The following is a 26,903-nucleotide window of genomic DNA, read 5'->3' as shown; positions in this document are numbered from 1 at the left end:
ACGATCAATCGGACGGCCGGTGCTATCGTGATTGGAATGGCTTCCCTTGGTGCGTTCAGCCCGGCGAAGGCGCAGACAGGCCAGGCCGGTCCGCCGGCGGTCGGCGTGATGGAGACGGTCAAGCGGCCCATTACCGAGTCGAACGAGTTTCTGGGACGCATCGAATCTCCCAATCGCGTCAGCGTGGTCGCTCGCGTGACAGCTTTCCTGGAGAAGCGTAATTTCGTCGAAGGCGCCGAGGTGAAGACCGGCGATTTGCTGTACGAGCTCGAGCGCGGCCCCTTCGAAGCGGATCTTGCGGCCAAGAAGGCCCAGGTCGCGCAGTTGCAGGCAACGCTCGTGAACGCAAGGCTGACCACCGACCGCGCACGAACGCTCCTGAGCGGTCCGGCCGGCCAGCAGTCGACCTACGATGCGGCCGTCGCCAATCAGCAAAGCCTCGAAGCCCAAGTGCAGGGTGCGCAGGCGCAGGTCGATCAGTCACAAATCAACCTCGACTACACCCAGATTCGCTCACCGATCGACGGGATGATCGGCCGCACGGCGGTGACGCAGGGCAATGTCGTTTCTCCGAGTTCCGGCGTCCTGACCACGATCGTCAGCCAGGACCCGATGTACGTCGTCTTCCCCGTGTCCGTGCGCGAGGCCCTGATCTTGCGCGAGCGCTATGTCACGCGCGGCGGCTTCAAGGCGGTCGTAATCCGGATCCGCTTGTCCGACGGCCGGCTTTACGAGCAGACCGGTCAGCTCAATTTCGTCAACAATACCATTGCCCAGAATACCGATACGATCACGCTGCGCGGCACGATCCCGAATCCGCCGCTCTATGAGCGGTCTGCGACTCAGGGCGCGGTACGCGAGCTGACCGACAGTGAATTCGTGACTGTGCTTCTGGAAGGCGTTGAGCCGGTCGAGGTCTTGGCGATCCCCCGGGCGGCGGTGCTGTCGGACCAGCAAGGCGAATATGTCTATGTGGTCGGTGACGACAACAAGGCCGAGCAGCGGCGCATCCAGCTCGGACAGTCCACCTCGACCGTCGCCTCGATTACGAGTGGTCTCAAGCTTGGCGAAAAGGTCATCGTCGAAGGTCTCCAGCGGGTGCGGCCGGGGCAGCCCGTATCGCCCGGGCCGGCGAGCGCATTGTTGCAGTCGAGCATGAAGACGACGGCGGATGATACTGGCACCCAAAAGAGCCGCGATGGCATTGGACCAAAGTCCGCGGGTACGTCTCCATGATCTCGTCCGTCTTCGTCGACCGCCCGCGGCTTGCGATCGTCATCGCGTTCGTCATCACGATCGCGGGGGCGCTTGCGCTGTTGCAGATTCCGGTGGCGCAATTCCCCGATATCGTGCCGCCGCAGGTGACGGTCAGCGCCACCTTTCCTGGCGCGTCGGCCGAGGTCGTGGAGTCCAGCGTCGCGCAGCCGCTGGAGGCGCAAGTCGTCGGCGTCGACAAGATGCTCTATATGAAGTCGACCAGCGGAAATGACGGCAGCTATACCCTGACCGTGTCGTTCGCGCTCGGCAGCAATCCCGACATCAATACTGTCAACGTCAACAACCGCGTGCAGAGCGCGCTCGCGCAGCTCCCGACGGAGGTGCAGGCACAGGGCCTGACCGTGCAGAAGAAATCCTCCGCCGTGCTGCAGTTCATCGTGCTCTACAGCAAGAGCGGCGCGCAGGATCCGCTGTTCATCACCAATTATGCCATTATCAACGTGCTGGACGCGATTTCCCGCACGCCGGGCGTCGGCCAGGCGACGCTGTTCGCCAAGCTGAACTATTCGATGCGGATCTGGTTCGATACCCAGCGTCTGACCAGCCTCAATCTGGCGCCTTCGGACGTGATCGCGGCAATCCGGGCACAGAGCGTTCAGGCTCCGGTCGGCCGCATCGGCGCGCGCCCGATCAGTGATGAGCAGCAGTTCCAGTTCAACGTGCAGACGCAGGGGCGCCTGACGACCTCGACCCAGTTCGGCAACATCGTGCTGCGCGCCAATACGGACGGATCGGTGCTGCGCATCAAGGACGTCGCCCGGGTCGAGATCGGTGCCCAGAACATGGACAGCGAGTCGCGCATCGACGGCAATCCCGGTGTGCCGATCGGCATTTATCTGGCTCCCGGCGCCAATGCAGTGACGACGGCCAAGGCGGTGCAGGACACGCTCACCAGGCTGTCGGAGCGCTTTCCGCCGGGTCTCGCCTATCTCGTCCAGTACGACTCCACGACCTTCGTGTCCGATACGATCAAGGAAGTGCTGAAGACTCTCGGCGAAGCCTTCATTCTTGTCGTGATCGTCGTGTTCCTGTTTCTCGGCAATCTGCGCGCCACGATCATTCCGGCGGTCGCTGTGCCGGTCAGCCTGATCGGCGCCTTCGCCGTGCTGCTTGCGCTCGGCTACTCCGCCAATACCGTGTCGCTGCTCGCCATGGTGCTCGCGATCGGCATTGTGGTGGACGATGCCATCGTCGTGGTCGAGAACGTCGAGCGCGTAATGGAGGAGGAGCCTGATCTTTCGCCGGCAGACGCAACCAAGAAGGCGATGACGCAGATCACGGCGCCGATCATCGCGATCTCGCTGGTCCTGCTGTCGGTGTTCGTCCCGATCGCCTTCATCCCCGGCATTTCCGGAACGCTGTTCCGGCAGTTTGCGGTGACGATCAGCGCGGCGATGGTGATTTCCGCGCTGAACGCGTTGACCCTGTCTCCGGCACTTTGCGCGGTGTTCCTGCGGCATACCGGCCCGCGGCGCGGCATCATGGGACGCGTGCTTGGTGGCATCGACTGGATCCGGGACCGCTATGCCGGTGGCGTGCGTCGGCTGTTGCGGATGGCTGCGCTGTCGCTCGTTGCGGTGCTGGTGTTCGCCGGCGGCATTTTCGGCGTATCGAAGATCACGCCGACTGGATTCCTGCCCGAAGAGGATCAGGGCGCGTTCTTCATCGCCGTGCAATTGCCCGACGGTGCCTCCGTGGCGCGAACCAGTGCGGTCACCAAACAGGTCGAGGCGCTCCTGAAGAAGATGCCGCAGATCGACCACGTGCTTGCGATCATCGGCTTCTCGCTGCTGGACGGCGGCAACGAGCCGAATGCCGCCTTTATCGTCGCGCGCATGAAGCCGTTCGCCGATCGCCAGACGGCAGCGGAGTCAGTGCAGGCGACGATCCGGCGGACGTTCGGCGAGGGAGCGCAGATTCGCCAGGCCAACGTCCTTCCGTTCAACCTGCCTCCGATCATTGGTCTGTCGACGTCGGGTGGATTTGAATATCAGCTCGACGCGCTGGAAGGACAGGATCCGGCCGCGCTTGGCAGCGTGATGGGCGGGTTGATCGCCGCAGCCAACCGCGATCCCCGGCTGGCCCGCGTGTTCTCGACCTTCACCGCGACCAATCCGTCGATCTTTCTCGACATCGATCGGGCAAAGGCTCAGGCGCTCGGGCTCAACATGAGCGATGTCTTCACCGCGCTACAGGCGACGCTCGGCGGCATCTACGTCAACAACTTCAACCTGTTCGGCCGCACCTGGCAGGTCAACGTGCAGGGCGAGGCCGCCAATCGTGGCGACATCCCCGATATCTGGCAGATCTATGTGCGCAACGCGACCGGAGACATGGTGCCGATCCGTTCGATCGCGAGCCTGCGGATCGTGACCGGACCGCAGGTCATCACCCGCTACAACAATTTCCGTTCGGTGACGGTCAACGGCGGACCCGCGCCGGGCGTGTCGTCGGGAACGGCCATTGCGGCCATGGAGGAGCTGTCGAAGTCGACACTGCCGGCCGGCTACTCCTTTGAATGGACCGGAACCGCTTACCAGGAGCAGGCCGCCTCCGGGCAGACCGGAATCATCCTCGGCCTCGCGGTACTGTTCGCCTATCTGTTCCTGGTGGCGCTCTACGAGAGCTGGACCATTCCAGTGCCCGTGCTGCTGGCGGTCACGGTCGGCGTGCTCGGCTCCTATCTCGCCATCAAAATTGCCGGCCTTAATCTCGACCTCTATGGCCAGATCGGCCTTGTGGTGCTGATTGCGCTGGCGGCCAAGAACGGCATCCTGATCGTCGAGTTCGCCAAGGAGCAGCGCGAAGCGGGCCGTTCAGTAGTGGACGCGGCAATCCTGGGATCGCAGATGCGCTTTCGTGCCGTGATGATGACCTCGATTGCCTTCATCCTCGGTCTGGTGCCGCTGGTGGTTGCCACTGGCGCCGCCGAGATCAGCCGCAGGGCCGTCGGCACGGCGGTGTTCGGAGGCATGCTCGCGGCGAGCTCGATCGGCATCTTCCTGGTGCCGATGCTCTACGTGACATTCCAGAACTGGCGCGAAGCGGCAAAACGGCTCTCGCGCAAGAAGCAGACGCCGGAACAAGTTTAGCAATCCGGCCCGAGTCTGAAGCTATTGTCCGTTTGCGAGGGCAACCGCAGCCTCCACCGCATTCTCCAAAATCTCCTCGGACAATTGCTTGTCGTTGACCGCGCGCGCCAATTGCAGCGCGCCGACCATGGTCGCATAGATCGTGATCGCCTTGCGCCGCCGCTCTTCGGCGGAGCCCTGGCGGATCTGCTTCGTCATGAGCGCGATGATGTCGGATACCTTCCCTGTGAAGGCATCACGCGTCGCCGTCGGGTGCCGCGCGATCTCGGCGACGAGCGCGGCGGTCGGGCAGCCGGTTCCGGCACGATCACGGTGTTGCGTCGAGAGGTAGTCGCGGATCGTGGTCTCGAGCGCGGCGCCGCTCTCGAGATTGGCCTTGTGCCGCTCTTCACGCCGGGTGAGCGAATCCATGAGCACCTCCCGCACCAATTCCTCCTTGGAGGAGAAGTGCGTGTAGAAGGCGCCATTGGTCAGGCCCGCCTCCGACATGATCCCGGCAAGGCCGACCGCGGCGATGCCGCTCTCACGGAACTGCGCCGAGGCGACATCGAGAATGTGCCGGCGGGTTTCGTCCTTGTGTCCCTTTTCGTAGCGCATGGGCCTTGACTCCCTCCTGTGAAGCCCGGCTTGAGGCCAACGCCACAGGATCGTGAGCGATTTATCTATTGCATTATGATCATAATAATGAATTATAAACGTAATGCAATAGTCGCCTGATGGGCGCCGACCTCCAGGGAACAACAGGACTACAACGAATGTCAGTCGAGGACGTCGCCGCATCGCCGTTGTCCGCAATGGAGGCCCCAGTACGCCCCGCGGCTCCCCTTCGCCCTGCGGCAGCGACCGCCCAAAGCGCGACCGAGCAGCGGCGCGCCGCGCTGCTGACGGCGCCGATCCTGCCGACCCTGCTCAAGCTCGCCGCGCCGACGGTGACCGTCCTGGTGGCACAGACCGCGGTCAACATCGCGGAAGCCTATTATGTCGGCTATCTCGGCACGGATGCGCTGGCCGGCGCCGCGCTTGTATTCCCGATCTTCATGCTGATGACGATGATGTCGAACGGCGGGTTCGGCTCCGGCGTTGCCTCTTCGGTGGCGCGTGCGGTCGGCGCCGGTCGTCGCGACGACGCGGATGCCGCGCTGTTCCACGCCATTGTGCTCGCGATCATTGCGGGCGCACTGTTCACACTGGGTGCGGTCCTCGGCGGTCCCGCGCTGTTCCGCGCGCTCGGCGGCCGCGATGGGGCGCTTGCCGCCGCCATCACCTATTCCAGCTATCTCTTCGCCGGCGCTATCCCGGTCTGGATCGTCAATCTCCAGGCGGCGGCGCTGCGTGGCTCCGGCAACGTCAAGGTGCCCGCGCTGGTGACGCTGATCGGCGCGATCGTGACCATCCCGGTCTCTCCGCTCTTGATCTTCGGCTTCGGGCCGGTCCCAAGCCTCGGCATCGGCGGCGCCGGCATCGCCTTCGGCCTCTATTATGGCGCGGCAATGCTGTTCCTGCTGCGCTATATGTCGTCGGGCGCAGCCGGGCTGACCTTGCGCATCGTGCCGTTGCGGGCAAAGATCTTCGGCGACATGCTGAAGGTCGGTATCCCCACCGCGTTCAACGCGGTGCTGACCAACCTCACCGTCATCCTCGTCACCGGCGCGGTCGGCCTGTTCGGCACCTCGGCGCTTGCGGGTTACGGCATCGCTTCGCGGCTCGACTACATCATGATCCCGCTGCTGTTCGGCATCAGCACCGCGACCCTGACCATGGTCGGTGTCAACATGGGCGCGGGCCAGACGGCGCGCGCGCAAAAGATCGGCTGGATCAGCGGCCTCGCCGGCATGATCATGACGGGGGCGATCGGCCTTCTGGTGGCGATTGCCCCGACCGCCTGGCTGCATCTTTTCAGCCATGACGCCGAAGTCGTGAACGAAGGCATGACCTATTTGCGCATCGTCGCGCCGGCTTATGCCGCGCTCGGCTTCGGCTTTGTCACGTCCTTCGCGGTCCAAGGCACGGGTCGTGCACTGGGCCCGCTCGTCGGTTCGATCGCGCGGATCCTGATCGCGGCCGGCGGCGGCTGGATCGCGGTTACGAGCTTTGGCGCTGGAATGACGGGGCTCGCCACCATGGTCACGGTGTCGCTCGCCGCCTACGCGGTGATCTGCGTGCTGATCATGCTGTCGCCGGCAACCTGGCGCACCGAGCGTGGCGCGTGATCCCGGATTTGTTTCCCATTTGACGCCTCACGGAGAAACGTTGCCCGCCGCGGGCGATAAATATGAACGTTCTTTTCATTGATTTCGTACTCCGGGCAGGAGAAGACGGTTCCAACCGTTGTCACAGCCTTCACGGAGACCAAAGATGTCGTTTCGTTCCGCCCTGATCCTCTCAACCGTGCTCGCCGCATGGTCGGCTGCAGCTTCGGCCGAGACCATCAAGATCGGCGTGACGCCAGGCCCGCATGCGCAGATTTTCGAGGCCGTGAAGCCGGTCGCGGCCAAACAGGGCATCGATATCCAGCTGATCGAGTTTTCCGACTATGTGGTGCCGAACGCCGCGCTCGATGCCGGCGACATCCAGGCCAATTCATTCCAGAACCAGCCCTATCTCGACAACCAGAAGGCCGATCGCGGCTACAAGATCGAGGCAGTCGGCCTGACCGTGAATTTTCCAATCGGCGTCTATTCGAAGAAGCACAAGGCTTTCGCCGATATCCCTGACGGCGGCAAGGTCTCGATCCCCAATGATCCGACCAATGGCGGACGTGTGCTGCTGCTCCTGCGTGACAAGGGCGTGATCAAGCTGAAGGATGGTGTCGGCTTCAAACCCACGGTGCTGGACGTCACCGAAAATCCCAAGAAGCTGAAATTCATCGAGGTCGATGCCGCGCAGGCGCCGCGCGTGCTCGACGATGTCGACGCCGCCGCGATCAACACCAACTACGCGACGCAGGCTGGACTCGATCCCGTGAAGGATCCGATCCTGCGCGAGGACCCGAAGGGCCCCTATGTCAATTTGATCGCGGTGCGCGCCGCCGACAAGGACAAGCCGTGGGTCAAGATCCTGGTCGATAGCTATCACACGCCCGAGGTGAAGGAGTTCATCCTGACCAAGTTCAAGGGCGCGGTGCTGCCGAGCTGGTAGGCCGGAACGCGAGCCACGCGACCGCGTCGCAGGCAAGATCTACAATCGCGCGCGAACTTCGCCTTGTCCGCCCTCGCAGCCGTCCTTGCCGCGCGGTCGGTTGAGACCATCAAGATCGGCGTGACACCGCGGATCGAGATTGCAGCAGGCAACCATCACACGCCGAAGATGAAAGAATTCCTCCTGGCTAACTTCAAGGCGCGATGCCGCCGAGTTGGTAGGCAAACTGCCCGCCGCCCTTGGGCGGAGGGATCCGGGCGAATTGGCAGCCTTGCGCATTGCCCGCTTGTCTCGGGCTCTCGCAACCGACATCATCCGGGCCGTGGCAATCCTCGCCCGGCAGGAATCGTATGAAACGTTTTGCAAACCTGAAAAGACTGGGGTTCTTCACGCGGCTGCTCGACGAGGCGCCGCCGGCCGATCGATATCGTTTTGCGGCCGAGCAGATCGTGCGCGCCGAGAAGGCCGGTCTCGATTCCGCATGGATCGCGCAGCATCATTTCCACGAGCGCGAGGGCGGGCTGCCGTCGCCCTTCACCTTTCTCGGTTATGTCGCAGCGCAGACCTCGCGCATCCGCCTCGGCACCGGCATCGTCACCTTGCCGTTGGAGAGCGCAGTACGGGTGGCGGAAGACGCCGCGGTGCTCGACCTTCTCTGCGATGGCCGCTTCGAGCTCGGCGTCGGCACCGGTGGCAACCCGTCGGCCTTTGCCGCCTTCGGCCTCGACAGCGCCCAGCGCAACGAGATTTTTGCGCGCAACCTGCAGGTCGTCCGCGCGGCGCTGACCGGCAAGCAGCTCGACGGCGGCGACACGCTCTACCCGCAGCGGCCGCAATTGGACAAGCGCATCTGGCAGGCGACGTTCTCGGTGGCGGGCGGCGCGCGCGCCGGCAAGGCCGGCGACGGCCTGCTGCTGTCGCGCACCCAGCCGCGGAGCAAGGACGCGCCGAAGGCCACGCTCGCCGACATTCAGAACCCGGTCATCGACGCCTATCTCGAAGCGCTGCCGCCGGGCTGCGAGCCCCGCATCATGGCTTCGCGCAGCATCTTCGTCGCCGACGACCGCCGCGAGGCGATGCGGCTTGCCGACACTGGATTGCGGCGTGCGCTGCCGCAATTCATGAAGGGCGGCCACCTGCCTCCGGGCGAGACGCTGGAGGAGATGATCAAGGCGTTCGACACCCATGTCGGCGCGGCCGACGATGTCATCGCCTCGCTGCGCGCCGACGCAACGCTGGAGCGGGTGACCGATCTGGTGTTCCAGGCGCATTCGGTCGATCCGCCGCACCCCTACATCCTGCGCTCGATCGAATTGGTCGCGGACAAGGTTGCGCCGGCGCTGGGCTGGACCAGAACAGCGCCCGATGTGGCCCTGGCGGGCTAGTCGGGATTTCAGGGAATGCATGAGGCTGACTGATGAGTACGAAGGATATCATCGACACGCTCGCCGGGATCGAACCGGGATCGGCGCTGGACGCGATCCGTGCGAAGCGCGTGCAGGCGCGCGACAACGCGCAGAAGAGCTATCTCTCTCTGTTCGAACCGATTGACGCCAGCGACTTCTCACTGACGGAACGCGCGGCGGTTGCACTCTTCGTCACCGGCCTCCATGGTGAATCCCCGGTGGCTGCCTTCTATCGGGCGAAGCTTGCGGCGAGCGCGAATGGCGCGGCCCTGGTAGAGGCGATCGAGGCAGAGGTCGCGCGGGGCAAGACGTCGGGTCCGTATGGCTCGTTTCCGGCCGGCCCGCTGTCAGTCGAGAACACGGCCGGTTTGATTTATCGCGTCAGCGCAGAGCGCAAATCCGCCATCGGCGCCCGGCTTGTCGCGGCCCTTGAACATGCGCACCTCCTGGTGTTCCGGCCGCGTGATGCAGCGTCGGCCGACATGAAGGCGCTGCTTGGCGCCGGCTGGTCGAACACCGGCATCGTCACCTTGTCCCAGCTCGTCGCGTTCCTGTCGTTTCAGGTGCGCGTCGTCAGCGGTTTGCGCACGCTTGCCGCGGCCAACGCGTAAGAAATGGAGGCTGCATCATGAGCACCATCAATCCGCCCGTCGTCTTCACCCAGGATGAGCTCGGCTGGGTGTCCTGGATCGAGCCGCTGCCGGAGGCGGAGCTGACCGAGCGGCATTTCGCCGGTCTGGTTGATCGCGCCCGCGCCAAGTCGGAATATTTCCGGCTGCTGGTGCGCGATCCCGAGGTGCTGGAAGCCCGCACCAAGACCGACAAGGACATCTTCTACAACGTCGCCGACGGTCTGCCGCGCGCCGAGCGTGAGCTCGCAGCCGCCGCGACCTCGCGCTACAATGGCTGCATCTATTGCGCGTCCGTCCATGCGCGGTTTGCCAGCACCTATTCCAAGCGCCGCGCCGACGTGCAGCGGCTGCTCGACGAAGGCATCAAGGCCGATCTCGGCGAGCGCTGGAACGCCATCGTCAAGGCGTCGGTGGCGCTGGCCTCGACGCCGATCGCGTTCGGGCCGGACAATATCGCTGAGCTGCGGCATGCGGGTCTCGACGATGCGGAGATCGTCGATGTCGTCAACGGTGCGTCGTTCTTCAACTGGGCGAACCGGCTGATGCTGTCGCTCGGTGAGCCCTCGAAATAGGCATCTTCACTGGCACAAGAATTGCCATTTGTTTGTAACACCTGACGGGATGGAGCCGTACATGAGCAACATCAATCGCCGAACCCTGGTCAAGGGCTCTCTCGCCGTGATGGCAGGAACGGCATTATCGCGCGCTGCCTTCGCTGACACTTCCGAGCCGATTTTGCTCGGCGTCAGCGGTCCCTTGACCGGACCGAATGCGCAATATGGCACCCAATGGAAGCAGGGCTTTGATCTCGCCCTCGACGAGATCCTCGCCGGCGGCGGCATCAACGGCCGCAAGCTTGCCTACAGCTTTGAGGACAGCCAGAGCGACCCGCGGCAATCGGTCGCGATCGCGCAGAAATTCGTCTCCGATCCCAAAATCGTCCTGGAGCTCGGCGATTTCTCAAGCCCGGCCTCGATGGCGGCATCGCCGATCTATCAGCGGGGCGGGCTGGTGCAGTTCGGCTTCACCAATTCGCATCCCGATTTCACCAAGGGCGGCGACTTCATGTGGAGCACCTCGGTCAGCCAGGCCGACGAGCAGCCGCTGCTGGCGGCCTATGCCGTGAAGAAGCTCGGCCTCAAGAAGCTCGCGGTGCTGCACCTCAACACCGATTGGGGCCGCACCAGCCGCGACTATTTCGTCAAGGCAGCCAAGGAGTACGGCGCGGAGATCGCCGTCACCGAGGCCTACATCGCGGAAGAGCGCGACTTCCGCTCGACGCTGGTGCGTGTCCGCGACGCCAACCCGGATGGGCTGATCCTGATCTCCTATTATTCCGACGGTGCGCTGATCGCGCGGCAGGCACGCCAGGTCGGGCTGAAGCAGGTGATCTGCGCTGCCAGCTCGGTCTACTCGCCGAAATTCCTGGAGCTCGGCGGCGAGGCCGTCGAGGACGTCCATGTCGGCACGCGCTACTTCCCGGAAGATCCACGGCCCGAGGTGCAGAAATTCATCACCGGCTTCAAGAAGAAGTACAACGGGCTGGAGCCCGACGCTTTCAACGCCTACGCCTACGATGCGATGAACATGGCCGCCGCCGTGGTGAAGATCGGCGGCACCGATCGCCGCGCCATTCGGGATGCCTTCACGAAAGTAAAGGACGTCTCGAGCGTCATCTTCGGGACGGCGACGTTCGACGTCGAGAGCCGCCGCGTCAAGGGCGCCATGAACGCCGAGCTCGTCGTGCGCAAGGGCCAGTTCGCGCTTTGGGACGGCAAGCCGACCTGACATGATGGCTGGAGTGATCAACTCCGGCCCTTTTCTCTTATTAGGACCATCGCGTGTCTTCCTGGCTCGACTACACGATCAACGGGCTGATCGTCGGTAATGTGTACGCCCTCGTTGCGGTCGGGCTCGCGCTGATCTTCGGCGTCAGCCGGCTGATCAATTTTGCCCAGGGCTCAATCTATCTGGTCGGCGCCTATATCGGCTGGGTCGCGGTGGTGCAGCTGCATACGCCGCTGCCGCTCACCATCATTGTGGTCGCGGTGGCGGCGGCGCTGGTCGGGCTGATCATCGAGCGGTTCGGTCTGCGTCCGCTCCAGAACTCGGTGCGCATCGCGCCGCTGCTCGCGACGATCGGCATCTCTTTCGTGCTCGACCAGCTGGTGATGCTGACCTTCTCGCCCAATCCGCGCGCGCTGCCGAGCCAGTTGCCGGATGTCCGCTTCCAGGTCGGTGGCGGCACGATCGGGCCGCTTGATCTGCTCATCGCTGGCGTCGGCATCACCAGTGCGCTCTTGCTGTTCGTGTTCCTGCGCTACAGCAAGCTCGGCTGGGCCGTGCGTGCCACCGCGCAGGACCGCGACGCCGCGATGCAGATGGGCGTCGACGTCAACCGCGTCAATCAGGCCGTGTTCGGCATCGCTGCCGCGCTCGGCGGTGTCTCCGGCCTGCTGGTCGGCATGTACTACAATCAGATCGACACTGCGATGAGCCTTCAGGCGACGCTCAAGGGCGTCGTCGCCGAAGTCGTCGGTGGCGCCGGCAATGTGCCGGGCGCGGTGATCGGCAGCCTGCTGCTCGGATTGGTGGAGAGCTACGGCGTCGCCGTGTTCGGCACCAGCTACCGCAATCTGTTCGCATTCCTACTGCTGGTCGTCGTGCTGGTGCTGCGGCCGAACGGGTTGTTCGCAAGCGCCCGGCAGGCGCCGCCCGAACCGCTTACCGGCACTTTCATCGCGCCGAGCCGGCCGGTGCGCATTCCGCGCTGGGCTCTGCTGGTCGCGGTTGGTGTGTTCGCAGTCTTGCCGCTGCTCCCGGTGTCCTTCTACGTGCTCCAGACCCTGATCAATGCATGGTTGCTCGGCATGCTCGCGCTCAGCCTGACGCTGGTGGCGGGCACGATCGGCCAGGTTTCGCTTGGACATGCCGCACTGCTCGCGATCGGCGCCTATACTTCCGCGCTGCTGTCGCTGACCTTCGCCGTCCCCGTCGGCCTTGCCATCATCGCCGGTGGCTTGATGAGTGCGGCGCTCGGCACGGCGCTGATCTCGCCGTCGTTCCGCCTGCGCGGACACTATGTTTCGATCGCGACGCTCGCCATCGGGGAGATCGTGTCGCTGGTGATCCTGAACTGGGAAAGCGTCACCCGCGGTCCGATCGGCATTTCCGGCATCCCGCCACTGTCGCTGTTCGGCTACGAGCTGATCAGCCCGACGTCGATCTACTGGTTCAGTTTTGCGGTCATGGTGGTGCTGGCGCTGCTCCAGGCGCGCCTGCTCTCATCGCATCTCGGCCGCAGCTTCCGTGCCATCCGCGACGACGACGTCGCCGCACGCGCCTATGGCCTCAGCCTGAACCGCTACAAATCGTTGGCCTTCATCTTCGGCGGATTTGCCGCCGGCGTCAGCGGCGGGATCGCCGCGCATCTCTATTCCTACATCAACCATGAGACCTTCAACACGCAGCAGTCCATCCTGGCGCTGACCGTTGTGATCCTCGGCGGCCTCGGCAATGTCGTCGGCGCTATCGTCGGCGCGGTGGCGCTGGTCGGTCTGCCGGAAGTGTTCCGGATCGCGGCGGAGTACCGCATCCTGATCTACGGCATCGTGCTCCTGCTTCTCGTGCGGTTCAGGCCGCAAGGCCTGCTGGGGACGATCTGATGGCGGACACGCTTTTATCCCTGCGCGGATTGACGCGACGCTTCGGCGGCCTCACCGCCGTCGACGATATCGATCTCGACCTCGCCAAGGGCGAGCTCATCAGCATCATCGGCCCGAACGGCGCCGGCAAGACGACCCTGTTCAACCTTGTGACCGGGCTCGATCGGCCCGATGCGGGTGTGGTTCGCTTCGAAGGGCAGGACATCACTGGGCTTTCGCCGGAACGACTGGCGGCCCAGGGCATCGCGCGCACGTTCCAGCTCGGCCGCGTCTTCGGCAATCTCAGCGTGATGGACAATGTCCTGATCGGCGCGCATACGCGGTTGCGCGCGGTCAAGCCGGCCGTACCGGTGATCGGCCCGCTGCTGGAATTGGGGTTGGCGCTGCTGCGACCCGCCAGCGTCAAGGCCGAGGAAGAGCGGCTTCGCGAGGAGGTGAAGGTCATCCTCGCTCGCTTTGGCGAGCGATTGCTGCCGCGCATCGACCAGCCCGCCTACAGCCTCTCCTACGCCAACCGCCGTCGCGTCGAGATCGCGCGCGCGCTGGCGCTCAGGCCGCGGCTGCTGCTGCTCGATGAGCCGACCGCCGGCATGAATCCGAGCGAGACTGCGGAGATGCAGGGTCTCGTCGCCGAGTTGAAGGCCGAGGGCCTGACCATCCTCCTGATCGAGCACAAGCTGGAGATGGTGATGCGCCTCTCCGATCGCGTCCTCGTCATGGACGAGGGCAAGAAGATCGCGGAGGGCGCGGGCGAAGCGGTGCGCAACGATCCCAAGGTGATCGAGGCCTATCTCGGCCACGGCCTGTCGGGTGCGGCTGAGCAGGAGAGCGCGGCATGACGAACGCATCTCCCGAGCCGCTGCTCGCGCTGTCCAACATCAACACGTTCTACGGCCAGGCCCAGGTGCATTTTGATCTCTCGATCAATGTTGCGCGCGGCCACATCGTCTGCCTGCTCGGCGGCAACGCCAGCGGCAAGTCGACGACCATGAAAATCATCCTCGGCCTGGTGAAACCACGCTCCGGCGAAGTCACCTTCGATGGCGCCTCGCTGATCGGGCTGACCACGCCGCAGATCGTCCGCCGCGGTATCGCCTCGGTGCCGGAGGCGCGGCGGCTGTTCGCCGACATGAGTGTCCGCGAAAACATTTTGATGGGCGCCTTCGTGCGGAACGACCGGGAGGCGATTGCGCAGGATCTCGACAAAATGCTGACGCTGTTCCCGAAGCTTGGCCAGCGGCTGTCGCAGCGGGCCGGCTCGCTCTCCGGCGGCGAGCAGCAGATGGTCGCCATGGCGCGCGCGCTGATGAGCCGGCCGCGGATGATCGTGATGGACGAGCCGACCATGGGCCTGTCGCCGCTCTATGTCGATCGCGTGCTGGAGCTGATCAGGACCATCAACCAGGAAGGCGTCTCGGTGTTCATGGTCGAGCAGAACGCCAGCCTCGCACTCGAGATCGCGCATGAGGCCTATGTGCTCCAGACCGGCAAGATCGTGCTGTCCGGCTCGGCGCGAGCGCTGAAGGACGACCCCCGCGTCCGCGACGCCTATCTCGGCGGTGCCGAGGCAGCGTAAGGCGGCCATGCACGAAAACTGTCCCGGCCGCCGGGGATTGCACTGGCCAGTGTGATCATTTTGTGAAAAGATCATACCGTTGACGCGATGGGCGTGCGGCGGACGGAATGATGTTCGTGACGAGGTTGTCCTTGCGGGCGGTTGAGCCCGGAGTCGTGCTGATGTTCGGCGGGCTCATCGCCGCAAATGTCGCCGCCTGGGCCTGGGCTTTCGCATTGTTCGCCGACCGGCCCGCGGTGATGGCCACCGCGCTGCTCGCCTGGGTGTTTGGCCTGCGCCACGCCGTCGATGCCGACCACATCGCCGCAATCGACAATGTCGTGCGCAAGCTGATGCATGCCGGCGATACGCCGCGAAGCGCCGGCCTCTACTTCGCGCTTGGCCATTCCACAATCGTCGTGGTCGCGACCATGCTGCTCGCACTCGGCGTGGTAAGCCTTGGCGGCGATAGCCTGCTCAGGGACATCGGCGGGCTGATCGGCACCTCGGTGTCGGCGCTGTTCCTGCTCGTCATCGCAGCGATCAATCTCGCCATCTTCGCCGGCCTGTGGCGGATTTTTCGTGTCGCGCGTGAGCAGGGCGTTCATGACGCAGCCCGGCTCGATGCGTTGCTCGCCAGCCGCGGTTTTCTCGCGCGGTTGCTCGGGCCCATGTTCCGCCTGGTGACAAAGCCCTGGCACATGTTCCCGCTCGGACTGCTGTTCGGGCTCGGTTTCGACACCACGACCGAGATTGGCCTGCTCGGCATCTCCGCGACCGAAGCCGCGCATGGCGCTTCGCTCGCGGATGTCCTGGTCTTCCCCGCTTTGTTCGCTGCCGGCATGGCGCTGGTCGACACCGCCGACTCCGCGCTGATGGTCAGCGCCTATCGCTGGGCCTTCGTCGATCCCCTGCGAAAGCTCTGGTACAACCTCACCATCACCGGCGCCTCCATCGCGGTCGCGCTGTTCATCGGCGGCATCGAGGCACTCGGTCTGATCGGTGATCGCCTCGGCCTGTCTGGCGGCTTGTGGGCACTGGTCGACGGTCTCAACGAGTCGCTTGCTAATTTCGGCTTCGCCGTGATCGCGCTGTTCGTGGTCGCCTGGCTTGTCTCGATCGTGCTCTATCGCCGCATGTTTGCGGACAGCCGCGGTGGCGTGCCAAAAGTCCTGGAATGCGCCGATGCGACTGAGGCGGCCTGAGCTCGGCCGTGGCTACGGCACGCTGACGGCATTTTCGGCCTTCGTCCTTCTCGCAGATAGTGGCGGCGCATTCGCACAGGACGGCGGTACCTCGCATCAGCTGCCGCCAATTCAGGTGACCGGCGGCGAGACGCCGCGTCGCAAGAAGCCGCCGACGCCGCGACGCGCCAGCAAACCCGCCGTGGCAACGAGCCAAGTGGCGGTCCAGCCAACGCCAGCTCCGGCAGCAGACACTGTTAGCGTCGCCTCCGGCGTAAAAGGTCCACCGGGCATGGCGAGCGAGTTCACCGTCTCCAGTGAAGCCCTCAATGCGCGCACCTTCACGCGGCCGGGCGAGGCGCTCGAAGCCGTGCCGGGGTTGATCGTGACCCAGCATTCCGGCGAGGGCAAAGCCAACCAGTATTTCTTGCGCGGTTATAATCTCGACCACGGCACCGATCTCGCGATCACTGTCGACGACGTCCCCGTCAACATGCGCACCCACGCGCACGGCCAGGGCTATGCCGATCTCAACTGGCTGATCCCGGAAACCATCGCCGCAATGGACGTGCGCAAGGGGCCGTATTTCGCCGACGAAGGCGATTTCGCCTCGGTCGGCAGCATTCACATCGGCCTGATCGACCGCACCGAAAAAGGCCTTGCGCAGGTGACCGTTGGCAGCTTCGGCTATCGCCGCTTGCTTGGCATGGATTCCGCCAAAGTTGGCGACGGTTCGCTGCTCGTCGCTGGTGAACTCGGCATCTACAACGGCCCGTGGGACAATCCGGACAATGTGCGCAAGCTCAATGGTCTCGTGCGCTACAGCCAGGGCACCGCGACGGATGGTGTGTCCGTCACCGGCATGGCCTATGCGAACACATGGAATTCGACCGACCAGGTGCCGCAGCGCGCGATCGCGAGCGGTTTTCTCGACCGCTTCGGCTCAGAAGATCCAAGCGACGGCGGCAACACCAATCGCTTTGCGCTCTCAGGCCGCGTGGCGCAGAGCGATGATCTCGGCTCCTGGAAGGCCAATGCCTATGTCGTGAAGAGCCAGCTCGATCTTTTCAACAACTTCACCTATTTTCTCAGCGATCCCGTGCTGGGCGACCAGTTCCACCAGCACGACGACCGCCTGATGGCTGGCGCGAACATCTCGCGCACGCTGAACGGCTCGTTCGCGGGCCTGCCGATGCAGACCACTTTCGGCCTGCAATCGCGCTATGACGCAATTGATCTGGCGCTGAGCAACACGTTCCAGCGCAACTTCTTCTCCAACATCCGCAGCGACAAGGTCGGCGAGGGCAGCGTCGGAATCTACGCCGAAAACACCGTGCGCTGGACCGATTGGCTCAGGACAACTGTCGGCTGGCGCGGCGACTATTATGCCGCCGACGTCACCTCACTGTTCAACTCCAACAACTCCGGCCGCGTCGATGCGTCGCTCGGCAGTCCCAAATTCAGGATGGTGCTCGGGCCCTTCAACCAGACCGAATTCTTCCTCGGCGCCGGATACGGCATGCATTCGAACGACGCGCGCGGTGCGACCACGACGGAAGATCCGATCGATCCCGCGACAAAGCTGTCGCCGTCGCCGCTGCTGGTGCGCACGCGGGGCTCGGAGGTCGGTGTTCGCACGAGGATCATTCCCGGCCTCGACACCTCGCTCAGCGTCTTCATCCTCGACCAGGATTCCGAGATCCTGTTCTCGGGCGACGCCGGCGATACCGAGGCAACGCGTGCCAGCCGCCGTTATGGTTTCGAGTGGACCAACCATTACCGGCCGCGATGCTGGATCGACATCGACGCTGATCTCGCGATGACGCATGCACGCTTTCGCGGCACTGACAGCGAGCAGGCCGCGCTCTATGCCTCGCTCGCTGGTTATCCCGCGGCGCAGATCGGCAACGCGCCGGGCAATTACATTCCGAACGCGCCGCCAATGGTGGCGTCCGCCGGCGTCACGCTCGGCGAGAAGACCGGTTGGTTCGGGGCCTTGCGCTGGCGCTATCTCGCCTCCAGCCCGCTGACGGAAGATAATGCGTTCCGCTCATCCGCGACCAGCATCTTCAACGGCCGCCTCGGCTATCGCACTGAGGACGGCTGGCGTATCCAGCTCGACGTGCTCAATCTCCTCAACGCCAAGGCGAACCAGATCACTTACGCCTATGGGTCGCTGCTCAAGACCGATACGCTCTACAATCTCTGCACTGGCGGCGTCGCGCCGATCGCGGTCTGCCAGAACGGCGTGATGGATTACGTGCTGCACCCGGTCGAGCCACTGACGTTTCGCCTCACCGTGGCCGGCGCCTTTTAAGCAGGCGCCGCGCTCGGAGCCGGCTCCACCGGCAGATCATCGGCATTGGGATCGCCCGGCGCGGTCGCCCAGGCCAGCTCCACCAGTGTCACGAACCTGCGGCCACCGCCGTCGAGCTGGCAGACGATGAGGCCCTGCTCTTCCATGTAGGTGAGCAGGCGCTGCGCCCGGCGCAGCGAATGCGAACCGTAGGCGCGCGCGATCGCGGCATCGCCCGGGCAGGGCCAGCCTTCCTTGGCCGCGCGCGCAATCATCATGAACACGCCCTGCATGTCGTCGGGCAGGATCGAGGCGCGCAGCGACACCTCCTGCCAGGCGTCATCCTCGGCGAGCTCGGTGCCGAGACCGGCCCGCGCATGCGTTATCATGCGGCGAAATTCGTTGAGGTCTGGCACGGCAGCGCCAAGGCCTTCGATGCGGCAGCGAACTACGAACTCCTGGTAGAGCACGCCGATGGCGCGGAAGCCGGCATCGGGCTCGGCCAGCACCGCCCGCAAAGTCCGGTCGACGCGCTCGCGCCGCTCCGCCAACGCCTCGGCGCTGACCGGCAGCTCGATCGGCTCGGGGCTGATCTCGGGCGCGGCGGCCTTCGCGGCCCGGAGCTGTTCGAGCAGGTCCGGTGCCGGCCGGCGCTGCGGCCGGCTGGCATCGGGGGGCGGCGCGGCCAGGATCACCGCGCGCGCATCCTCCAGCGCGGCTTCGGGCATCGGCATCAGCCGCGGCGTCGAATTGCGCGGGCTGGTGTCGGTCGGGCCGATATGCAAACGCAAGGGACGGCGCGATAGCGCAGGTCCCAGCGCCATGAACTGTCCACGCTCGAGCTCGCGAAAGGATTCGGCCTGCCGCCGCTCCATGCCGAGCAGATCGGCGGCGCGCGCCATGTCGATATCGAGGAAGGTCCGGCCCATCAGGAAGTTCGACGCTTCCGCCGCGACGTTCTTGGCGAGCTTTGCCAGCCGCTGGGTCGCGATGATGCCGGCGAGCCCGCGCTTGCGGCCGCGGCACATCAAATTGGTCATGGCGCCGAGCGAGAGTTTCCGCGCCTCGTCCGACACCTCGCCGGCGACGGCCGGCGCGAACAGCTGCGCCTCGTCGACGACGACGAGCATCGGGTACCAATGGTCGCGTGGCACATCGAAGAGACCACCGAGGAATGCCGCCGCGCGCCGCATCTGGTTCTCGGCGTCCAGCCCTTCGAGATTGAGCACGGTGGAAACGCGATGCAGCCGCGCGCGCTCGCCGGCGACCTGAAGGCCGCGCTCGGTATGGTCCTCGGCCTCGATCACGAGATGGCCGAAATGCTCGGCCAGCGTGATGAAATCGCCTTCGGGGTCGATGATGGCCTGCTGCACCCAGGGCGCGCTCTGTTCCAGCAGCCGCCGTAACAGATGCGATTTGCCGGAGCCCGAATTGCCTTGCACCAGGAGGCGGGTTGCCAGCAGTTCCTCGAGGTCCATGGCCGCCGCGGCGCCCGCAAGGGTCTGCCCCATCTCGATCGCAACCGTCATGTCCCGACTCAAACCCCTTCATTCGCGGACAGGGGCTTACCAACCCGGCTGGGGCGCGTCGAGCGGCACAGGGCGAATCACGCCCTGTTGCCCACGATGGATTTCAGGCCAGGTTCGATAACCGTAAAAGCGCGGGCCGGTAGGGCGGGGTGGGATCGTCGTCATCGTCGTCCGGAATCGCGCACGACCCGAATTCCTGCCTGATCCGCTCGATCTCGGCAATGCGTTCGTGCAGCCGCTGCAAATGCTCCGGCGATCGTGCCTTCCAGAACCGAAAGGTGTCGGCGGTGAGCGGCAGGAATGCCGTCCCGAACAGTGTCGGATCGGGGACGATGGTGCGTCCGAGCAGCAGGAACTTGTCGGCGCCGGACACGACGAGGGTGGCGTAACCGCGGTTGCCGATTCGCCTGATGCCGTTCAGCGACCATTCGGCGAGCTTGCTGAAATACGGCTCCTCGCGCCAGCGATCGGGGCAATGGTCATCGACGGTGACGTTGACCGCGTCCTGGCTGAAATGCACGATGATGCCCGATTTTGCGGGAAACCAGTCGTCGTCGAGATGACCTTGCAGCCAGGCGCAGACGAATGACCGGCACATCTGCGGACGGCGGTCGTAGATGGTGCATCCCGTGCCCGTCTGCCAATGCCTGCACAGCTGGTTCACCGGCTTGTCGACGGCGGCCACCTCGAGGATATCGCAGCAGGCGTTGCACGATCCGCATTGCCGGGTAAGCGGCGCGGCCTTCGGCAGACCGGTCGGCCTGAACCCCTGGCCATCGCGAACCAGGAGCTTCTGCTTCTCCAGCGCGTTCAACGCACGTTCAATTTTGAGACGGGACAGTCCGGTGGCGTCGATCACACCCTTCATCGTCGTCGCGCCTGCCTCCATCGCGCGGACGACGCTCAACATTGCCTGGTCCATTTTTTGTTGTTCTTGTTCTTCTCTTATTCTTTTTGTCGGCCGGGCGAACGCCAGTTTTGGAATCCATTTTCGAGAACGGGTATCCAAGACATGACGTGGCCGAGGAAATATTCGGCAACAGCATCTTGCGCGCGCGCATTGGCGAGACAAGACAACGAGCCCGACGCACGCGCATACAGCGCTTGCGCAAATGAAGGATCGCGCACGTCCGAGCGAGAGGTTGTTTGCACCGCCACAAGCGGGAACCTGATCTGCTTTGGCTCAATTCGCCCGGAAATGGCTCACTTTGGTCTCGCGCGTCGCCGCGATATGATGCGCAACATGCATTGGGCTCGCGCACTTGTGATATTTTCAGGTGAGCGCCTGTGGGACGCGCAAACGACACGATCGCGTGATCGATGAGATGCAATCGCACGTCGTCGGCGTCATGCGCCGCCGCGTACGACCAAAGTCGAGTATGCGGCGCGCGCTTTTATTGCGCGCCCGAACCGCCCTGCACGATCTTCTCGTTCAGCTTCTGGTCCACCGTCTCGACCGTGCGGTCGATCTCCGCATTGGGCGTGCCGATCTGATGCGAGATCAGCTTCACCAGCAGGTCGACACGCTCGATGAAGGGCGCGCCGCTCGCCACCGCGCGCGCCGCCGATGACGGCTTCAGCAGGCTTTCGGCGGCCTTGGCGTATTTCGCGAACGGCACCTGGTCCTGCGGATCGGCGCCGAGACGGCGGGCGATCGCGTCGACATGCTCGTAGATCGTCTGCGAGCGCGCGAGATCGCCGTGCACGGCGTCGCGGATCGACTGCGGCTCGTGCGGCGTGATGCAGCGGTAGTTGCCGGTGAGCAGCATCGACCATTTCGCCAGTGGCACGAACAGTGAGTCGAATACCTTCAGCTTCACCGGAACATCCTGTCCGGCGAGCGTCACCGCGTCGATGTCGGCTTCGAGCTCGCGCAGCACCTTGTTGTGCTTGTCGTCGGCGAAGGCCGAGGCCTTGAAGTTCGTGGGCAGGCCGACATGCAGCACGTTGGCTGCCTCTTCCGGCGGACGGAAGGCCTGCGGATCGGGCGAGCACAGCGTCACCAGCCCCGGCTCGAACCGCTCCCACACTTGCGCATTGGTGTAGGCCTCCTCGAGATCCATGTCCGCCAGCGCCGGGATCCGCTTCAGATAGGGCAGCGGCGGCATGTTCATGATCGAGAGGCACGGCAGCTTCGCCGCGGCGATCTTGATCATGAGAACGCGGACCGTGTGGTTGGCGTATTGCGGCTCCTGCATCGCAAGGCCGACCAGATCGTAACGGGAGAGGTCGACATCGGCCGGCGTCACCGCATCCAGCTTGCCGGGCAGGTCGCGCGAGAAGATGGCGCGGTGCACCGCTTCGTCGCGCAGCTTGATGCGCACCTCGGTGCCGTCGCGATTGATCAGCTCCGCGGTCTTGGCGCGGCAGACCAGGGTCACGTTGTGCCCGGCCATCAACAGCTTCGTGCCCAGCAGGGAGCCGTAGGAAGCCCCGAGGATCAGAATGTTGCGCGCCATGCTTCGTCCCTTGACAATTTTGCGGGTTTTTGGGCCCGGGACCATGATCCGGGGGCGGATTGGGGCGCATCTAAAGGAAAGTCCCCCACGATGGCAACTGGGATAATGCATACAAGGCGGCGCCGGGTATCCCGGCTATGGGTGCCCGACGGGCAACACACCTGCGGGGCCGTCAAGCCGTGAGCGCAAATATATTCCACTTTACCGAAATTCGGATTTGTCGTATGTGTCGGCCATCCCGGCTCGACCTTGAGGGGCGATCATGTGTCGTCATTTTTCGCGTGCCGGGCTTGCGGTGGACGCAGCAGCGTCGGGCGTGAGATGTGCGGGCAGGGCGGATTGCTCTCCGTGAGCCCGAGGCTTCACGCCGACGAGCGGCGCTGATGGTTCGTCTCGCCAATATCTCGGTGGCTGTGTGCACCACGCCGTCGGGCTCTGTGGCGAACAAGCGAACGCGCGTACGGCAAAACCGTGTGGTCCTGGCCGTCGTTGCTACGGTCAAGCTTTCGCGGAGGCGGCATTCGCGTCAACCGGCGCGGTGTCGGCGACTTTCGCGAAGGTGAGGGAGGCCAGAACGAACTCGGCTCCCGGGAGAGCACGGCATAAGCCGTCAACCCATCGCGCAGGGAAGGCCGTGTGTTCGGCTTCACCTGTATGCCGCTGTGCAATTCCTTTTGCGCTACCCGCGCACAGCGGACCGTGGGTGCCAGCCGGCACCCGGCCTTCCCTGCGCCCTCTTGGATAAGAGGGTGGAGAGATCAAGCAAAGCTCGGGCGAAATGAGCCGCGAGAATGCGAAGGCGTGTCTGTCGTGATTCGAGAACGGATCGGTGTTGCAGCGATTGCCAATCCGTCACCGTCACCCTGAGGTGGCCGCTTCTTCAGCGGCCCTCGAAGGGGACGGTCCCGCTGTTGCCTCGCGCTGCTGCATCCCGGCCGTCCATCCTTCGAAGCTCGCAGCGCAGTGCAGATGCACTGCGCTACTCGCACCTCAGGATGACGGGGCCAATACTGTGGTCGGTCAAAAGAATGATGCCGTTGCGACATTTCCCGCAAGCTCTACCCGCAATATTCACCCGGATATTGCGCGCAGCCTCACCCCTGGCTCGCCACCCGTGCGCGGTCGAGGTGTTCCTCGATCTTCGGACGGTCGCGGGTACGCTCGAAACTTGTGCAGAGGAGCTCGGTTTCGTCGAGCGATACAGGCGCGCGATACAGCCGGCACATGAATTCAGCCGTGGCGCGTCCCTTGGCCGTGCCGGGGCTGCGCTCGGCCAGGAACATGCAGTCCCGGCAGATGCTGGCATCGAGCCGCTGATGGGCCGCATCGAGGTGATTGAGGATCTCGCGCAGCGAGTCGCGCAGCCTGATGCATTCCTCGGTACCGAGCGCTGTGACCGCATTCACCACATGGTTGATCGGATCATGCTGGTTCAGGCATTTCTCACCCTGTGGGGTGACGTGGAGCACGACGGAACGCTTGTCCTCTTGCGACGGCTTGCGGACCAGGAAGGACTTGCTCTCCAGCGTCTTCACAATCTGCGATGCGGTCGCCCTGGTGGCGCCGATGAAGCCGGCGAGCGCAGACGGTGTGCGCGAGAACCGGTTGGCGCGCCCGAGAAAACGCAGCGCCATCCACTCCCGATCGCGCAATCCGTGTTGATCGCCTTCGAAATACCAGGCTCTGGCCGCCTGAACCAGCAGCTCGACTGCTTCACGTGCCAACGGCATGAATTCCTACCTCGCCCCGGGAATCACGTCTGCGGCGCCCCGAAGCCGCGTTCCGCCATGGCGCGCGAATCCTGCGAGAGACGCCAGACAGATCGAGGTGTGCGATGAGCACGCCGTGTCAGGCTCATGTGCGAAGATGTGGACTGCAAGGAACCTGACTTGGTCTGACGTGCGCCGTGGGATCCGGCGCGATAGGCCGCGTCGCTGATGGCATACCAACCGCGGCGTCGTCGCACGGGAGCCCGAGTTGCCGTCACGACCGGACGATGGATCGGAGTTGCTCAACCGAAGCCCCTGAGTTCAAGTCGCAAGCAAACGTTTCTTATCTTCCGCCGAAACGATGAATGAGCTTCTCAACAAAAGCAAGTAGAGACACTCTTTCGAGACAGGATGTCGTTGCAAACGATTGTAACGTTCAAGACAATCTCACTCTGCGGGACACATGATGGTGAATACAATGGCGCGATCTAGCAGACTAGATGCACGCAACTCTACGACGGTTTGATTGCACGCATATTGTTGTCTGCCGTTGATGCAGATTGATCGAAGCTTGTGCACGACAGGCGATGCGCATCGCGAAAGTCATCCACAACTTGCGCGATCTGCTTCGGAAATCGCCAATGGAACACCAAGGGAACTTGGTCGGATTACACGCGGCGGTTGTTGTGGCGTTATTCGAAGTATGGTCCACACATCGTTCTCACGACCGTGCCGACGGCTCATCCGAACGGCTGAGATTCGCGTGGTGAACATCGGCGGCAATCAAACGCATACGCAGTTCGTGCAATGCGACGACACGCGCTGATCGAGATGCGAGGCGCGCATGTCGCGTGCCGTCTCACCCTGCTAGTCGCCCTTGAGCATGTCTCTCAGCTCGCGGAACGGATCGGCGCTCGGCGAGGCTGAGGCGTCTTGTCGCATTGCGTTGTAGATTCTCGGGACCATGTCGACCGCCTGGTCGAGGCCCGAATCACGCCCCGACTGATAACCGCCCATCAGGCGAAGGTCGCGCGTGTCCTCATATTTGGCGATCAGGGTGCGCAATTTGCTCACCAGTTCGCGCTCTTCGGGGTCCCAGACGTTATGGGCGAGGCGGGAGACCGAGGCCAGCACGTCTACGGCGGGATAGCGTGCCTGGTCGGCGATGTGCCGGCTCAGCACGATGTGCCCATCGAGTGTGCTGCGGATGGTGTCGGCGATCGGCTCGTTGTGGTCGTCGCCATCGACCAGCACGGAAAAGATTCCGGTAATCGTTCCGGATCCCTCCTCGCCGGGCCCGGCACGCTCCAGGAGGCGCGGCAGGTCGGTGAAGACCGTTGGCGCATAGCCGCGCGCGACCGCGGGCTCGCCGGCGGCAAGCGCGACCTCGCGGGCGGCATGGGCGAAGCGGGTGATCGAATCGACCACGAGCAGGACCGATTCGCCCCGGTCGCGAAAATATTCGGCGACGGCCATGGCCGTCTTCGGCGCCAGCCGCCGCATCATCGGACTTTCATCTCCGGTCGATACGATGGTGACGGAGCGGTGGCGGTCGTTGCCGAGCACGTCCTCGATGAACTCGCGCACCTCGCGGCCGCGCTCGCCGACGAGCGCCAGCACGACGGTGTCGAAACCCTGGCTGCGGGCGAGCATCGCCAGCAGCGTCGATTTGCCGACGCCGGAGCCGGCGAAGATGCCGACGCGCTGGCCGGCGCAGATCGGCGCGAACAGATCGATGACGCGGACGCCGGTGCGCAGCGGCTTGTGGACGCGCGCCCGCTTCATCGCCGGCGGCGCCTCGGTCTCCGCGGAAACGGGCCGCGATCCCGGGGTGAGCGGGCCCTTTCCGTCCAGCGGCGCGCCGAGCGCATTGATGACGCGGCCCTTCCAGCTTGGATCCGGCGCGAACGACAGGGGCGGCATCCGGTAGGCGACCGAACCGAGGCCGCCGGCGAATTGCCGGTCGAACGGCTTTGCGACGATGCCCTCGCTGTCGATCCGGATCACCTCGCCGATCTGGGGCTTGCCGCCCGAATTGACGCCGATCAGCTCGCCGAGCCTGACGAAGCGCGACAGGCCGGAGACGCGGAAATGCGTCGGCGCGATCTCGGAGATCGCGCCACTGACGCTTGCAAGCGGCGTGCTCTGCTGGAGCTCCAGCAGCGCCCACTCAAGTTGCCGAAGAGCGTTCAAGGAAACCGTCCACCCAAATTACGCGCGACGCGCAGTCTACTTGCTGGGATCGCCCAGCGTCCGGATTGCGTTGTTGAGCTCGCTCTCGGTGCCCTCGATCAGCGAATTGGTGCCGTCGAAGGCGCGCGAGGCCGACATCAGCTTCGTCAATTCCATCATCGGATTGGCGCTGGAGCCCTCGACATAGCCTTGCTTGAAGCCGTCCCGGGTGAAATCGGCGATGGCGGTCGCAGGCCGGTCGGGCGTGACGCCGGAATTGCCGTAGCGGTCGAGATTGGCGTCAGCGGGAATGTTGAACAGGCCGATGGTGCCGATCTCGTTGTTGTCCTGGGTGATCGCGCCGCTGCGCGAGATCGAGACCGGTCCGCCGTTCGGGTCGAGCGTGATCTGCGCGCCACCGGAATCGATGACGGGGAAACCCGACACCGTCTGAAGGTCGCCGTTGGCGGCGATCTGGAGGCGGCCGTCGCGGGTATAGACCGTGCCATTCGGGCCGGCGAAGGCAATAAAGCCCTGTCCGACCACGGCGACGTCGAGCGGGTTGCCGCTCTCGGTGATATTGCCGGGCTCGCGCGAAATGATGTTGTCGCCGGGCGAGGAAAACGCGACCGGGTTCGCGCCGGCCTTGGACAGCACGGTCTCGAACTTCACCACGTCGGTGCGAAAGCCGGACGTGTTGACGTTGGCGACGTTGTTGGCGATCGTCTGGAGACGCTTTTCGAGGGCGACCTGCGCCGATAGTCCCACATAGAGAGCGGATTGCATGA

At 64.3% G+C, this 26,903-nt stretch carries 20 protein-coding genes; 13 read left to right on the top strand and 7 right to left on the bottom strand.

Annotated elements, in window-relative coordinates; genetic code table 11:
• The first annotated feature begins 36 nt into the window (after positions 1 to 36).
• Both UB31_RS32405 and UB31_RS32400 read left to right on the top strand, forming a co-directional pair.
• Complete coding sequence (locus UB31_RS32405; protein WP_245306114.1) at positions 37 to 1,236, top strand: efflux RND transporter periplasmic adaptor subunit; 1,200 nt, start codon at positions 37 to 39, stop codon at positions 1,234 to 1,236.
• Positions 1,233 to 4,370 carry an efflux RND transporter permease subunit gene (locus tag UB31_RS32400; protein WP_045013756.1) on the top strand — a complete coding sequence of 1,046 codons (3,138 nt, stop codon included), beginning with the start codon at positions 1,233 to 1,235 and terminating at the stop codon, positions 4,368 to 4,370. Before UB31_RS32405 ends, UB31_RS32400 begins: the two co-directional genes overlap by 4 nt.
• Positions 4,371 to 4,391: 21 nt before the next feature.
• Here the strand turns inward: UB31_RS32400 and UB31_RS32395 are convergent, their stop codons facing one another.
• A complete protein-coding gene (locus UB31_RS32395) occupies positions 4,392 to 4,967 on the bottom strand; it encodes a TetR/AcrR family transcriptional regulator (RefSeq protein WP_045013755.1) in 576 nt (191 codons plus the stop codon).
• 158 nt (positions 4,968 to 5,125) lie between these two features.
• On the opposite strand from UB31_RS32395, the gene UB31_RS32390 reads away from it, so the two are divergent.
• The 11 genes from UB31_RS32390 (at position 5,126) to UB31_RS32340 (ending at position 18,267) form a co-directional block, all read left to right on the top strand.
• Positions 5,126 to 6,580 carry an MATE family efflux transporter gene (locus UB31_RS32390; protein WP_045013754.1) on the top strand — a complete coding sequence of 485 codons (1,455 nt, stop codon included), beginning with the start codon at positions 5,126 to 5,128 and terminating at the stop codon, positions 6,578 to 6,580.
• A 145-nt stretch (positions 6,581 to 6,725) separates the two neighbouring features.
• Entirely contained in the window at positions 6,726 to 7,508 is a 783-nt protein-coding gene (locus tag UB31_RS32385; RefSeq protein WP_045013753.1) for a MetQ/NlpA family ABC transporter substrate-binding protein, read from the top strand.
• 350 nt (positions 7,509 to 7,858) lie between these two features.
• Positions 7,859 to 8,893, top strand: coding sequence for a putative FMN-dependent luciferase-like monooxygenase (locus UB31_RS32380; protein WP_045013752.1), 1,035 nt, complete (start codon positions 7,859 to 7,861; stop codon positions 8,891 to 8,893).
• A gap of 32 nt (positions 8,894 to 8,925) precedes the next feature.
• Positions 8,926 to 9,525: a CMD domain protein gene (locus UB31_RS32375; protein ID WP_045013751.1), complete on the top strand. Its 600-nt coding sequence runs from the start codon at positions 8,926 to 8,928 to the stop codon at positions 9,523 to 9,525.
• A 17-nt stretch (positions 9,526 to 9,542) separates the two neighbouring features.
• Entirely contained in the window at positions 9,543 to 10,118 is a 576-nt protein-coding gene (locus UB31_RS32370; protein ID WP_045013750.1) for an alkylhydroperoxidase domain protein, read from the top strand.
• Between the two features lie 61 nt (positions 10,119 to 10,179).
• Positions 10,180 to 11,334, top strand: coding sequence for an ABC transporter substrate-binding protein (locus UB31_RS32365; RefSeq protein WP_045007804.1), 1,155 nt, complete (start codon positions 10,180 to 10,182; stop codon positions 11,332 to 11,334).
• A gap of 53 nt (positions 11,335 to 11,387) precedes the next feature.
• Positions 11,388 to 13,211, top strand: coding sequence for an ABC transporter permease (locus UB31_RS32360; RefSeq protein ID WP_045007740.1), 1,824 nt, complete (start codon positions 11,388 to 11,390; stop codon positions 13,209 to 13,211).
• A complete protein-coding gene (locus UB31_RS32355) occupies positions 13,211 to 14,050 on the top strand; it encodes an ABC transporter ATP-binding protein (protein WP_045013749.1) in 840 nt (279 codons plus the stop codon). Before UB31_RS32360 ends, UB31_RS32355 begins: the two co-directional genes overlap by 1 nt.
• Positions 14,047 to 14,787, top strand: a complete 741-nt coding sequence (locus UB31_RS32350; RefSeq protein WP_045013748.1) for an ABC transporter ATP-binding protein — start codon at positions 14,047 to 14,049, stop codon at positions 14,785 to 14,787. The genes UB31_RS32355 and UB31_RS32350 overlap by 4 nt, the downstream gene beginning before the upstream one ends.
• 107 nt (positions 14,788 to 14,894) lie before the next feature.
• Entirely contained in the window at positions 14,895 to 15,971 is a 1,077-nt protein-coding gene (locus UB31_RS32345; RefSeq protein WP_045013747.1) for a HoxN/HupN/NixA family nickel/cobalt transporter, read from the top strand.
• Positions 15,952 to 18,267: a TonB-dependent receptor gene (locus UB31_RS32340; RefSeq protein ID WP_045013746.1), complete on the top strand. Its 2,316-nt coding sequence runs from the start codon at positions 15,952 to 15,954 to the stop codon at positions 18,265 to 18,267. Before UB31_RS32345 ends, UB31_RS32340 begins: the two co-directional genes overlap by 20 nt.
• Here UB31_RS32340 and UB31_RS32335 read toward each other — a convergent pair.
• The 6 genes from UB31_RS32335 to flgF form a co-directional block, all read right to left on the bottom strand.
• Positions 18,264 to 19,775, bottom strand: coding sequence for an ATP-binding protein (locus tag UB31_RS32335; RefSeq protein WP_045007735.1), 1,512 nt, complete (start codon positions 19,773 to 19,775; stop codon positions 18,264 to 18,266). The genes UB31_RS32340 and UB31_RS32335 overlap by 4 nt on opposite strands.
• A 103-nt stretch (positions 19,776 to 19,878) precedes the next feature.
• Positions 19,879 to 20,697, bottom strand: a complete 819-nt coding sequence (locus UB31_RS32330) for a YkgJ family cysteine cluster protein (RefSeq protein ID WP_045007734.1) — start codon at positions 20,695 to 20,697, stop codon at positions 19,879 to 19,881.
• Positions 20,698 to 21,169: 472 nt separating this feature from the next.
• Entirely contained in the window at positions 21,170 to 22,234 is a 1,065-nt protein-coding gene (locus tag UB31_RS32325) for a ketopantoate reductase family protein (protein ID WP_045007733.1), read from the bottom strand.
• 1,094 nt (positions 22,235 to 23,328) lie between these two features.
• Positions 23,329 to 23,964 carry a MarR family winged helix-turn-helix transcriptional regulator gene (locus tag UB31_RS32320; protein ID WP_045013745.1) on the bottom strand — a complete coding sequence of 212 codons (636 nt, stop codon included), beginning with the start codon at positions 23,962 to 23,964 and terminating at the stop codon, positions 23,329 to 23,331.
• 846 nt (positions 23,965 to 24,810) lie between these two features.
• The gene (gene fliI / locus UB31_RS32315) at positions 24,811 to 26,136 is read right to left on the bottom strand and encodes a flagellar protein export ATPase FliI (RefSeq protein WP_045013744.1); all 1,326 of its coding nucleotides are present in this window, start codon (positions 26,134 to 26,136) and stop codon (positions 24,811 to 24,813) included.
• A 36-nt stretch (positions 26,137 to 26,172) separates the two neighbouring features.
• Positions 26,173 to 26,901, bottom strand: a complete 729-nt coding sequence (flgF, locus tag UB31_RS32310; protein WP_045007730.1) for a flagellar basal-body rod protein FlgF — start codon at positions 26,899 to 26,901, stop codon at positions 26,173 to 26,175.
• Positions 26,902 to 26,903: the final 2 nt, after the last annotated feature.

It is taken from the genome of Bradyrhizobium sp. LTSP849, from assembly GCF_000938255.1.
Taxonomy (GTDB): Bacteria; Pseudomonadota; Alphaproteobacteria; order Rhizobiales; family Xanthobacteraceae; genus Bradyrhizobium.
The sequence above is the reverse complement of the archived record's forward strand: the minus strand, read 5'-3'. Positions and strand labels throughout refer to the sequence as shown.

Coding starts and splice junctions, on each gene's coding strand:
- UB31_RS32405 (WP_245306114.1), top strand. CDS start 37: ATGGCTTCCCTTGGTGCGTTCAGCCCGGCGAAGGCGCAGACAGGCCAG.
- UB31_RS32400 (WP_045013756.1), top strand. CDS start 1,233: ATGATCTCGTCCGTCTTCGTCGACCGCCCGCGGCTTGCGATCGTCATC.
- UB31_RS32395 (WP_045013755.1), bottom strand. CDS start 4,967: ATGCGCTACGAAAAGGGACACAAGGACGAAACCCGCCGGCACATTCTC.
- UB31_RS32390 (WP_045013754.1), top strand. CDS start 5,126: ATGTCAGTCGAGGACGTCGCCGCATCGCCGTTGTCCGCAATGGAGGCC.
- UB31_RS32385 (WP_045013753.1), top strand. CDS start 6,726: ATGTCGTTTCGTTCCGCCCTGATCCTCTCAACCGTGCTCGCCGCATGG.
- UB31_RS32380 (WP_045013752.1), top strand. CDS start 7,859: ATGAAACGTTTTGCAAACCTGAAAAGACTGGGGTTCTTCACGCGGCTG.
- UB31_RS32375 (WP_045013751.1), top strand. CDS start 8,926: ATGAGTACGAAGGATATCATCGACACGCTCGCCGGGATCGAACCGGGA.
- UB31_RS32370 (WP_045013750.1), top strand. CDS start 9,543: ATGAGCACCATCAATCCGCCCGTCGTCTTCACCCAGGATGAGCTCGGC.
- UB31_RS32365 (WP_045007804.1), top strand. CDS start 10,180: ATGAGCAACATCAATCGCCGAACCCTGGTCAAGGGCTCTCTCGCCGTG.
- UB31_RS32355 (WP_045013749.1), top strand. CDS start 13,211: ATGGCGGACACGCTTTTATCCCTGCGCGGATTGACGCGACGCTTCGGC.
- UB31_RS32350 (WP_045013748.1), top strand. CDS start 14,047: ATGACGAACGCATCTCCCGAGCCGCTGCTCGCGCTGTCCAACATCAAC.
- UB31_RS32345 (WP_045013747.1), top strand. CDS start 14,895: ATGATGTTCGTGACGAGGTTGTCCTTGCGGGCGGTTGAGCCCGGAGTC.
- UB31_RS32340 (WP_045013746.1), top strand. CDS start 15,952: ATGCGACTGAGGCGGCCTGAGCTCGGCCGTGGCTACGGCACGCTGACG.
- UB31_RS32335 (WP_045007735.1), bottom strand. CDS start 19,775: ATGACGGTTGCGATCGAGATGGGGCAGACCCTTGCGGGCGCCGCGGCG.
- UB31_RS32330 (WP_045007734.1), bottom strand. CDS start 20,697: ATGGACCAGGCAATGTTGAGCGTCGTCCGCGCGATGGAGGCAGGCGCG.
- UB31_RS32325 (WP_045007733.1), bottom strand. CDS start 22,234: ATGGCGCGCAACATTCTGATCCTCGGGGCTTCCTACGGCTCCCTGCTG.
- UB31_RS32320 (WP_045013745.1), bottom strand. CDS start 23,964: ATGCCGTTGGCACGTGAAGCAGTCGAGCTGCTGGTTCAGGCGGCCAGA.
- flgF (WP_045007730.1), bottom strand. CDS start 26,901: ATGCAATCCGCTCTCTATGTGGGACTATCGGCGCAGGTCGCCCTCGAA.